We start from the raw sequence: 12,285 nt of genomic DNA, 5'->3' as shown, positions 1-12,285 counted from the left end.
ATGCTACCGGGTGGAAAACCTTTCTTTCTCCATGACACCAACCGGCCTTCCCGTAACATCTTTCCCGCTGGTTCATCAACTCGTTGAACGCGTCGCTGCCGACCATCCGGACCGGGTAGCGGTGGTGCATAACAACACCCGGCTAACCTACCGGCAGCTGAACGACCGCGCCGATGCGCTGGCTCAGGTCATTCTGCAACAGGACCCTACTGCCGACTACGTGGCCATCAGCACCCGGCGTTGCCTCGAGATGGTCATTGGCGTGCTGGCCATCGTGAAAGCCGGCAAAGCGTACCTACCGCTCGACCCTGAGCACCCCGAACAACGACTCCGCCGGATCATTACCGACTCGGGCCTGAAAACGGGCGTGTCGATCGGGGTCGATGCCAGTGTTTTTGAGACGCTGGGGCTGACGGTTGTCCGGGCCGATCTCGATCATGAGGTAGCCCCGCAGGCTGTGACGCACCGGAACGAGGTGGTCTGCGTACTGTATACCTCCGGCTCGACGGGGCAGCCAAAAGGCGTTTGTCAGCTGCATACCGGCCTGATCCGGCTGATGGACTGGCAGCGTCGGCACGGCATCGTAGGCATGGGTGTCAACACCCTGCAGTTCTGCCACCTGACGTTCGACGTATCGTCGCAGGAGCTGTTTTTACCCCTCAGCACCGGCGGCACCGTCCACCTGATCGACAACGCCGACCGGCTCGACGCGGGTCGGTTGCTGGCATTCGTACGCGATCATCACATCAACCGCTCGTACCTGCCCTACGTGGCCATCCAGTACCTCTGCGAAGCGGCCATTGCCGAAAACCGCTTTCCCGACGAGCTGCGCGAAATCACCATGGGGGGCGAGCAGCTGAAGCTCACCCCGGCCATGCGGACGTTCTTCGAGGCCCTGCCCGACTGTACGATGATGAACGTCTACGGCCCGGCCGAAGCCAGCATCTGGGTGACCGAATACCGGATGAAAGGCAACGCGTCGGCCTGGCCCACTATTCCGCCCATGGGCTGGCCCATTGTCGATGCCGGGCTGTTCATTGTTGATGAAGACCTTACCCTGCTGCCCAACGGCGAAGCGGGCGAAATCCTGATTGCGGGCAACTGCCTGGCCGCGGGCTACCTGAACCAGCCCGACCTGACCGCCGATCGGTTCATTCAGTGGCAACACCCGCAACAGGGTGAATACCGGGTGTACCGCACCGGCGATATGGCCCGCTACCGCCCCGACGGCACCCTGGAGTTTGCGGGTCGGCGCGACGACATGGTCAAGATTCGCGGCAACCGGGTTGAACTCGGCGAGATCGAAGCCGCCCTCCGGCAAATTCCGCTCCTGGCCGAATCGTCGGTAATGGTGCGCGATGGCGGCAACGGCCAGAAACAGATCGTCGCGTATCTGGTATCGGTTACGGGCCAGCCCGACGATGCGCTGATCCGGCGCGAACTGGAGCAGCGCGTAACCGACTATATGATGCCGTCGGCTTTTGTCTGGATGGACAGGCTGCCCCGCACCATTAGCGACAAGGTCGATAAGAAACTCCTCCCCGCCCCCGAACTGAAACGGCCGGAGTCGGCCGGCGCCTACCGCGCCCCCAAAACGCCCCTCGAACGCACCATCTGCTCGCTCTGGACGCGGCTGCTGGCGATCGATCAGGTCGGCGTTGATGATAATTTTTTCACCCTGGGCGGCAACTCGTTGCTGGCGCAGCAAACAGTAGCGGGGCTGAAACAACAGCAACTAACGCTACCCATTACCAAGCTCTACCAGTTTCCGACCCCGGCCGGTATAGCCCGGTATCTGAGCCAGGCTACCGGCCCCGACAGCCCGGCCCACTTCCCCGAAGCACTGGCCCAACCTGAGGCTTCGGCCGAGATTGCCATTATCGGCATGGCGGGCCGTTTTCCGGGGGCCAGCACCATCGAAGCGTTCTGGAACCTGCTGACCGAAGGCCGCGAAACCACCCGCTTCTTCACCGAAGACGAGCTGGACGGTGCCGTTCCGAACTCGTTCCGGACCGATTCCCTGTACGTAAAAGCGCGGGGCGTTATCGAAGGAGCCGAACTGTTCGATGCCGGATTTTTCGGACTGGCGCCCAACCAGGCCCGGCTCATGGACCCGCAGCAGCGCGTATTCCTCGAAATAGCCTGGGAAGCCCTCGAACAGACGGGCTACCTGCCGCAACAGTACGGCGGCCGGGTGGGTGTCTTTGCCGGTACCGGGAAGAACACCTACTTCCTCAACAACGTACTGCCCAACCACGAGCTGGTAGCGGCTGCGGGGCCGTTTCAGGTCGAACTACTGAATGAAAAAGATTACATCGCTACCCGAACCGCCTACACGCTGGACCTCAAGGGACCGGCCGTCAGCGTCTTTTCGGCCTGCTCAACATCGCTACTGGCGGTAGCCCAGGCCGTGCAGAGCCTCCGAAGCGGCCAGTGTGAGGTAGCTCTGGCGGGTGGCGCCAGCATTACAGCCCCGATCAACAGCGGCCATCTATACCAGGAAGGCTCTATGCTCAGCAGCGACGGGCATACCCGCCCATTCAACGCGGGCTCTACCGGCACCGTATTCAGCGACGGGGCTGGGGTGGTTCTGCTCAAACGGGCCGAAGCCGCCCGGCGCGACGGGGATACCATCTGGGCTATTATCGAAGGTGTTGGTGTCAACAACGATGGCGCTGGTAAGGGCAGTTTCTCGGCCCCTAACGCCGAAGGGCAGGCTGCGGCCATCCGGGCGGCCTATGCCGACGGGGGGGTCGATCCGGCAACGATCAGCTACGTAGAAGCCCATGGTACGGCCACGCCCATCGGCGACCCCATTGAGATCGAAGGGCTGACGATGGCGTTTGGCGAACAGACCAGTCGACAGTTCTGCGCAATCGGCTCCGTAAAAAGCAACTTCGGTCACCTGACCGCAGCCGCTGGCGTGGCCGGGCTCATCAAAACCGCCCTCTCGCTCCACCATCAGAAACTACCCGCGTCGCTGGGTTTCGAGCGGCCGAACCCGGCCATCGACTTCGCCAACAGCCCGTTTTTCGTCAACACCCAACTGGCCGACTGGTCGGGCGAGTCGGTCCGTCGGGCGGGCGTCAGTTCATTCGGCATTGGCGGTACCAACGTACATGTGGTGCTGAAAGAAGCCGACCAGCCCCAACCCGCCCCGTCAACGGCTCCGGTACGGCCCGCGCAGCTGATCAGCTGGTCGGCCAGGTCGGCAGACAGCCGTGATGCCTATGCCCAAAAGCTGGCCGACGCCCTCGCAACCGCCGGGGCACCCGCCCTGGCCGACATCGCCTATACGCTGCATACGACCCGCCCCGCCCTGGCCCACCGCCGGTTCGTGGTGGCAGACACGACGGCCGACCTGCTCGACAGCCTGACAAACCCTGCCGTGCAGACCGCACCACCCGTTCGGCAGGTACCCGACGACATTGTCTTTATGTTTCCCGGCCAGGGCGCGCAGTACCTCAACATGGGTCGGCCACTGTACGAGAATGAGCCGGTTTTCCGACAGGCCGTCGACGAATGCGCCGACCTGCTGACCGGCCAGCTCGACCGCGACATCCGGACAGTGATGTACCCCGATGTGGCCGATGCGGATGCCGAAGCCCGGCTCAACGACACCCGCTACACCCAGCCCGCCCTGTTCATTACTGAATACGCCCTGGCCAGACTCTGGATGCACTGGGGTATCCAGCCGTCGGTCCTCTGCGGCCACAGCATCGGGGAGTTTGTGGCGGCTCACCTGGCCGGTGTTTTCTCGCTGGCCGACGTGCTGCAGGTAGTCAGCTCGCGGGGGCGGCTCGTCAGCGAACAGCCCCGTGGCTCGATGCTATCGGTGCGTAAAAACGCCGACCTCATCCGGGCCATGTTACCCGAAACGCTTTCTATCGCGGCTATCAACAGCAAAAACCTGTGCGTAGTGGCTGGTCCTGACGATGCCGTATCGGAGTTTGCCCGGCAGCTCAGCGACCAGGAGATTCCGAACAAGCGGCTGCCTACGAGCCACGCCTTCCACTCGGCCATGATGGACCCGGTGGCCGATGCCCTTGAGAGTCAGGTAGCCCGTGTTCCGCTGAACCGGCCTCGAAAGCCCATCATCTCGACCTTGACGGGCACGCTGCTGACCGACGCCCGGGCCACCGATCCGCACTACTGGGCGCGCCACATGCGCGAAACAGTGCAGTTTGCCGGGGCCCTCGATACCATGCTGGCCTTCGACAACCCGCTGCTGTTCGACCTGGGGCCCGGCAAAATATCGGCCACGCTGGCGCGGCAGCAGGCAGCGGGCAAACCGGTTCCGGTACTGACCGGCCTCGAAACAACCACCGACTGGGCCGTTACCTGCCGGTCGATGCTGACAACCCTGGGGCAGTTCTGGCAACTGGGGCTAACCCCCGACTGGACCGCGTTTTACGCCGGCCAGCCGCAACACCGGGTCCTGCTGCCTACCTATGCCTTCAGTAAACAACGATGCTGGGTAGACCCGCCCGCGCCCGTAACTTACCCGCAGTCTGCGCCCTCACCGGCCGAGCCGCTGCCGACCCATACAACCTCAACTGAACCGACCCACTTACCCGTACCGCCTATGCGAAACGTTGTACTACTTAACCGAATCAATGAACTGCTGGAAGACGCATCCGGCATCGATCTGGCTGGTGTGCAGCCGTCCATGAGTTTTGTGGAGATCGGTCTCGACTCGCTGTTGCTGACTCAGGTAGCCACTACCCTGCGCCGGGAGTTCAACGTCCCCATCACCTTCCGTCAGCTATCGACCGATTATCAGTCGCCCCAGGAATTGGCGGCCTACCTCGACAAGGCCCTCCCGGCCGATCAGTTTCAGCCAGCCCCCGTTCAGGCAACGCCAGCCCCAGCCCCGGCCCCCGCACCGATAGTCGCCCCGGCCCCGGCACCCGTGTATGCAACACCGCCCGTATCGGTAGGGTCGGATACCGCGCTGGGGCTGATTGCGCAGCAGCTCCAGTTGCTGGCCAAACAGGTAGCTCTATTGCAGGCTGGTACGCCGGCACCTCCGGTACCGGCCGCTGCTCCCGCCCCCCAGCCCGCTCCGGTGCTGAACGGGCATATGAATGGCACCAACGGGGCTGCCCATGCCGCACCGAACGGGAAAGCCATATCGATCCCGAACGGACAGGCCGTTGACATCAGCCCCGAAGAAGCCGCTGAACTTAAAAAACCGTTTGGCGCCACGGCCCGCATCGACCGGCAAACCGCCAACCTGACCAACCGGCAGCACACCTTCCTGAAACAGCTCACGGCCCGGTACACCCAGAAAACGGCGGAGAGCAAAGCGTATACCGAACAGCATCGGGACCAAATGGCTGACCCACGGGTCGTATCCGGTTTCCGGCCGCTGACCAAAGAGATTGTATACCCGATTGTCGTCAACCGGTCGCGGGGAACGCGGCTGTGGGATGTCGACGGTAATGAATACATCGACGTACTGAACGGCTTTGGCTCCAACTTCTTCGGCTACCAGCCCGACTACATCCGCGAGGCCCTGCATCGGCAGATCGACAATGGCTTCGAGGTGGGCCCGCAACACGAACTGGCCGGTACCGTCAGCCAGCTCATCTGCGAGATGACGGGCGCCGACCGGGCTGCGCTCTGCAGCACCGGTTCCGAAGCCGTGCTGGGCGCCATGCGGATGGCCCGCACCATTACGGGTCGCTCGCTGATCGTAGCCTTTACGGGCTCCTATCATGGCATCATGGACGAAGTGCTGGTTCGGGGCACGAAAAAGCTGAAGTCATTTCCGGCTGCGGCCGGCATCATGCCCGAAGCGGTACAGAACATGCTGATTCTGGAGTATGGCACCGACGAGAGCCTGCGTATCATCCGGGAGCGGGCATCGGAACTGGCCGCCGTACTGGTCGAGCCGGTGCAGAGCCGCCGTCCGGAGTTTTTACCCGTCGATTTCCTGAAAGAAGTGCGCGCCATCACGGCTTCGGCCGGTACCGCCCTGATCTTCGACGAGGTCATTACCGGCTTCCGGATGCACGTAGGCGGTATGCAGGCCGTGCTGGATATCCGGGCCGACATTGCCACCTACGGAAAAGTGGTGGGTGCAGGCCTGCCGATCGGTGTAATTGCCGGGAAGAAAGCCTTTATGGACGCCCTCGACGGCGGCACCTGGCAGTACGGCGACAACTCGGTTCCTGAAGTAGGCGTCACTTACTTTGCGGGTACGTTTGTCCGCCATCCGCTGGCCCTGGCTGCGGCTCATGCGTCGCTGACCCACATTCGGGAAAACAGCCCCCGTCTGCAGGAAGGTCTCACCCACAAAACGACCTGGCTCGCCGATCAGATGAACGCCATTTGCCAGACCCGGCAGCTGCCATTTTTCGTGGCTCATTATGGATCGCTCTGGAAAATCAAGTTCAGGGATGAGGCTCCTTATACCGAGTTATTGTTTACCTTAATGCGGGAGAAAGGCATTCATATCTGGGATGGTTTCCCCTGCTTCATGACCGAAGCGCATACGGATGCTGACCTTGATGCAGTACTGGCAGCCTTTAGCGAAAGCGTAAACGCCCTGATCGAAGCCGGGTTCATGCGCGGTAGTCTGCCCGCGCCCGCAGCTCCCCAGGGACAGCTGCTCACGGCAAACCAACCGCCTATTCCCGGTGCCCGGCTCGGCCGCGACCGCCAGGGAAATCCGGCCTGGTTTGTTGCCAATCCTGACCTGCCAGGTAAGTATATGCAGGTGAATAACTAAGCCCGAAATGTCCACACCTCGTCCAACACCCGAGGCAACCTGATAGTACGCATGCTGACAACTGTACCTTACGACCAACTGACCGCCGTTGATTTCGACCCGTTTGCCGGACCGGATATACTGCTCGTCACCCACACCACGGAACCCCAGCGCGAAATATGGCTGGCGTGCCAGTTTGGGGGCAACGAAGCAAACCGCTCCTACAATGAGTCGATCTCGCTCCGTTTTACGGGCCAGCTGAGCATACCGGCTCTGGAGCGGGCCTGGCACGCCCTTGTGCAGCGGCACGAAGCCCTGCGCTCGGCCTTCAGCGCCGACGGCGAGCAGATGATTGTTTTCCGGGAGCTGTCGGTGCCGCTGGAGCTGGTCGATGGCTCGGCGCTGTCAGCCGCCGATCAGGACCGGCTGGTAGCCGATTACCTGAAACAGGACGTACAGACCAATTTCGACCTGACCCACGGCCCGCTCGTCAAAGCCGGGCTGATCAAATACAGTGATACCCGCTTTCATTTTGTCCTGACCGCCCATCATATCATATGCGATGGCTGGTCGACGGGTATTCTGATGCAGGATCTGGGCCGCTTATACTCGGCTTATGTGCGGCATCAGGAGCCGGTGCTGCCGCCCGTCGATGCCTTCAGCCAGTACGCGCTGGAGCAGCGGGCGTTTGTACAGACAGCCGACTACCGGCAGATCGAACAGTTCTGGCTACAGCAGTTTGCGGGCTCGGTACCCGTACTGGACCTCCCCGTCGACTCACCTCGCCCAACCCGCCGTACGTTCCAGAGCGACCGGATCGATTTTACGGTCGACGGGCCGCTGCTACAGGCCGTCAGGCAGATGGGTGCCAAAGCCGGGTGCAGTCTGGTAACCACCCTGGTGGCCACCGTTGAAGTACTGATCCACCGACTGACGGGTCAGACCGACATCGTGCTGGGTTTACCGGCTGCGGGCCAGTCCGCGACCGGCCACGACCGGCTGGTGGGCCATTGTGTGAACCTGCTGCCCCTCCGGAGCTTTCCGCAGCCGGAGCTGACGTTCGGCGCCTACCTGCAGAAACGAAAAATCGACCTCCTCGACGCCTTCGACAACCAGCAGCTCACCTTCGGTAGTCTGCTCAAAAAGCTGCCGATTTCGCGCGATTCGTCGCGGTTGCCGCTGGTGCCGATGGTTTTCAACATGGACATGGGTCTGGCCGATGGAGTCGCCTTTCACGGCCTCGACTACCGCTTCGACACCAACCCTCGCGCGTTCGAAAATTTCGAACTATCGATAAACGCCACGGGCTCGTCCGACGCGCTACAGATCGAATGGTCATATAATACCCAGCTGTTTCGGGAACAAACGATCCGGTCGTTTCATCGGCAATTTGTCGAGCTGTTACAGACCCTGTCGGCCTCGCCCGATACGCGCCTGGGCCAACCCGCTTCGGTCCCGGCGCCCGTGGCTGCGCCGGTGGCAAGTCCGGTCCGCGCCGACAAACCGGGCCTTGGGCGACGGCTGTCGTTTGCCAGCGACCGGGCGCTGCACGACTTTATTGGGGATACCGTTCGGCAGTTTCCGCACAAAACCGCCCTTCGGTTTAAGGAGCAGACGCTGACCTATACGCAGCTGAACGAGCAGGCCAACCAGCTGGCGCGGGTGCTGGTCGAAGCGGGCGTACAACCCGGCGACCGGGTGGGTCTGGCAGTAGAGCGGTCGCTGGAGATGGTTGTCTGTCTGGTAGCCGTCATGAAAGCGGGCGCGGCCTACATTCCCGTCGATCCGCGCCACCCCGCCGACCGGATTGGTTACGTACTGGCCGACGCAGGCTGTCAGGTGCTGCTGACCAATCGGGTTCATCAGGGTAGGTTTGCCGTAACCGCGCGCGAACTGTTGCTCGAAGACCTCTGGCCAACCCTGCCGGGCTACGCAACCGACGACCTGCCGATCCGCGTAGCGGGCGAATCGCCGGTTTATGTGCTGTACACTTCCGGCACTACTGGGCGGCCTAAGGGCGTGCAGATCAAACACAACAGCGTGGTAAACGTCATGTTGAGCGTTCAGCAGCAGCCTGGCCTGAACCCGACCGACAAAACCGTTTCGCTGGCTACTATTGCGTTCGACCTCGCCACCGTCGAAATCTACCTGCCGCTCCTGACCGGTGCCGAGCTGGTCATTGTCGATACCGATACCAGCCGCAACGGACCGGCCCTGGCCGACCTGCTCCGCACCGAAGCCATTACCTTTGTTCAGGCTACCCCCGCCACCTGGCGGATGCTGCTGGAATCGGGCTGGCGCGGCACCCGCGACGTTCGGATCATCTCCTGCGCCGAAGCCCTCTCGAAAGACCTGGCGCAGCAGCTGCTTTCGTTCTGTGGCGAACTGTGGAATTTCTACGGCCCGACCGAAACCACGATCTATGCCACGGGCAAAAAGATTTTACCCGACGATGAGCTGATCACCATTGGGCAACCCATTGCCAACACGACCATCATCATCAACCCCGAGAACCCCGATTCGTCGGGCGAGATCTGCATTTCGGGTGCGGGTGTCGGCATTGGGTACCTGAACCAGGCCACCCTGACCGCCGAGAAGTTCGTGACCGAGGCCGCAACGGGCGTCCGCATGTACCGCACCGGCGATCTGGGGCGCTTTCTGCCCAACGGCGATGTGCAGTACATGGGGCGGATCGATCAGCAGATCAAGATTCGCGGCCATCGCATCGAACCGGGCGAGATCGAGTACAACCTGCTTCAGCAACCCGACATTCAGGATGCCGTTGTCATTGCACGCGAAGATCGGCCCGGCGATCAGCGGCTTGTGGCCTACGTGGTTCCGAGCGCATCGGGCAGCGACGAAGGCTCGTCCGAATGGCAGGAACACTGGAACACAATCTATACGCTGGGGAAAGAATCGGAAAGCGACCTGGACCTGGCCGACCAGAACCTCGATGCGGCCATTGTGGCTCAGGTGAGCGACGTAGCCAACGCCCATGAGCAGAACGAAGAATGGATGCAGCAGTCGGTTCGGCGTATCAAAGCCCTGAAGCCAGCCAGCATTCTTGAACTCGGCTGCGGAGGGGGGCAACTGGTGTTTGAACTGGCCCCGCACGTTCGGCAATACATCGCCACTGACTACTCGCAGCCCGCTATCGACACGCTGTCGAAGAAACTGCAGCAGCAGCCCGCCAAATGGGCGAACGTGCTGGCAAAAACCGCCCCCGCCGATGACTTTACGGGTATCGAGCCGACCTCGCTCGATATGGTGCTTATCCACGCGGTGGCGCAGTATTTTCCTGACCTCGGCTACCTGCTGAAAGTCATCGAACGGGCCGCTAACGCTACGGCCGATGGCGGCTGTGTGTTTATTGGCGGTATGCAGGGCAAGCACACGCTGACCATGTACCACGCCATTGACCTGATCCGGCGCACGAGCGGTACCCGTACCGTGGCCGAGTTCCGGACGGCGCTGGACCGGCGGGTGCAGCTGGACGATGAGCTGATGGCCGACCCGGCCCTGTTTTATCGTCTGCCAGCGTTTATTCCGCGTATTACGGCCGTTGACATCCAGCTGCGCGAAGGCGTTTACCGGAACGAAGCCACCCGCTACGATTACGACATCTGGCTCTACGTAGGCACTCCGCCTGCCGTAGCCACGCCAGACCAGCGCATCGAGTGGGACAACCGGCTGTCGGTATCGGCAATCGGGCAGTTGCTCAGCAGCCATCCGCAGCAGGTTATCCAGGTGGTCAATCTGCCTAACCGACGTACGGCAAAAGATCATGCGCTGCTCCAGTTCATCGGCGAAGCCCGGCCCGACGATTTTATTGGCGAGGTGCAGGACCGGTACAATGCCCTGCCCGAAACCGGCGTTGACCCGAACGATTTCTGGGGGCTGGCCAGCCAGCACGGATTCCGGGCCCACGTTCGCTGGACGGGCAGCCATACCGACAACCGATTCGAAGTCGTCTTCATACCGGCCGACCGACGGGCTATTCCGCCGAAGCCGTCGGCGCTGGTTACAACCCACGAGCGCCTGAACGAGTACGTCAAAAGCCCGTACAAACCGTTTACAACCGTTTCGAAAGAGCATATTGCGGCCTGGAAAGAGCAGCTCCGGCAGGTATTACCGGCCTACATGGTGCCGACGGAGTTTGTGTCGCTGCCCAAACTGCCCGTTACGGCCAACGGAAAAATTGACCGGAAAGCGCTGCCGAAACCCGAGCCGACCGAAGTGCCCGTTGTGAACCGGTTCGTGGCCGCACAAACGCCCGAAGAAAAGCTGCTGGCCGGTATCTGGACGGGTGTTTTCGGTCTCGACAGCATCAGCGTTCACGACAATTTCTTCGACCTGGGTGGTCACTCCATGCTGGCCGTACGGGTAATGACCCAGCTGGAGCGCGAAACCGGTCGGCGTTTTCCGCTATCGATGCTGTTCGAATACCCGACCATCCATCGGCTGGCCCAGCTGCTGCAACCCGACAAACCGACCCGCACGTTTAAGTCGCTGGTGCCGATCAAACCGCAGGGCAGCAAAACCCCGATTTACATCATCCACGGCATCGGGCTGAACCTGCTCAACTTCAGCAGCCTCTCGACCTACATGGACCCCGAGCAACCCATATACGGCCTGCAGGCCCGCGGTCTCGACGGTACCGAAGAGCCGCTGAACCGGATGGAAGATATTGCGGCCTGTTACATTCAGGAGGTGCTGGAACAGAATCCAACGGGTCCCTACGCCATTGCGGGCTATTCGTTTGGGGGGTATGTAGCCTACGAGATGGCGCAGCAACTCCGGGCCATGGGCAAGGAAATCAAGCTGCTGGCCATGTTCGACACCGACGCCCGCGCCCTGGTTTCGCACAAGAGTCAGTTCAGTCGGCTGGTCTGGCGGATTGGGCGGCAGTTCCCGAAGATGCTCTTCATTGGCCGGTCGCTGATCAACCAGCCTAAAGAGACCCTACGCTACCAGCAGGAGTACTTTACCCGGCAGGGGCAACTGCTGCTGGAAGGTCTGGGCCTGGCCAGCAAGCCAAAACCTGCTACTGAACTGGGGCATATGGAATACATTATGCAAAAGCACGAAGAGGCCTTTGAGGCTTACCGGCTACAGCCCTACAACGGAAAGCTCGACCTATTCCGGGCAATGACCCGGCTGTATTTCGTAGATGACCAGGTCTACCTCGGCTGGAACGACTTTGCCCGGCAGGGCGTCCGCGTCCATGACGTTCCCGGCGACCATGCTACGCTCATGTACCCGCCTAACGATAAGGCGCTGGCGCTGGCCCTGCAACGCGCGCTGGATCAGGCATAAAGCAGAAGTTAGCCAAAGGCGGAACAGACGCGCACCTCATGATGCGCGTCTGTTCCGCCTTTGACGTTTGTTATCCCATGCACACCGGAGCCAGGTCGCGTACCTACGGCACGTTATCAACCCGGCAACCTTCTCCGACCCACCACCCCATCCGGATGGCATGTCCACGCCAAACAACCATGCCCGACTACAAACCCCGTAGGGGTGGCATGTTCTGCCCGCTACCGGGCTTCATCATCAATAAACAGGAATAA

The 12,285-nt window shown here is 61.5% G+C and carries 3 protein-coding genes; all 3 read left to right on the top strand.

The window, feature by feature from the left end; translation table 11 throughout:
• Positions 1-31 precede the first annotated feature (31 nt).
• The 3 genes from FBR45_RS01375 to FBR45_RS01365 all read left to right on the top strand — a co-directional run bounded on the left by FBR45_RS01375 (position 32) and on the right by FBR45_RS01365 (position 12,285).
• The gene (locus FBR45_RS01375) at positions 32-6,736 is read left to right on the top strand and encodes a polyketide synthase (RefSeq protein ID WP_138498640.1); all 6,705 of its coding nucleotides are present in this window, start codon (positions 32-34) and stop codon (positions 6,734-6,736) included.
• A 51-nt stretch (positions 6,737-6,787) separates the two neighbouring features.
• On the top strand, positions 6,788-12,031 hold the full coding sequence (locus FBR45_RS01370; protein ID WP_138498638.1) for a non-ribosomal peptide synthetase: 5,244 nt from the start codon (positions 6,788-6,790) through the stop codon (positions 12,029-12,031).
• 77 nt (positions 12,032-12,108) lie between these two features.
• Positions 12,109-12,285, top strand: a complete 177-nt coding sequence (locus tag FBR45_RS01365; protein WP_171044809.1) for a hypothetical protein — start codon at positions 12,109-12,111, stop codon at positions 12,283-12,285.

The sequence above is a fragment of the Spirosoma lacussanchae genome (assembly GCF_005870035.1).
Taxonomy (GTDB): Bacteria; Bacteroidota; Bacteroidia; order Cytophagales; family Spirosomataceae; genus Spirosoma; species Spirosoma lacussanchae.
The sequence above is the reverse complement of the archived record's forward strand: the minus strand, read 5'-3'. Positions and strand labels throughout refer to the sequence as shown.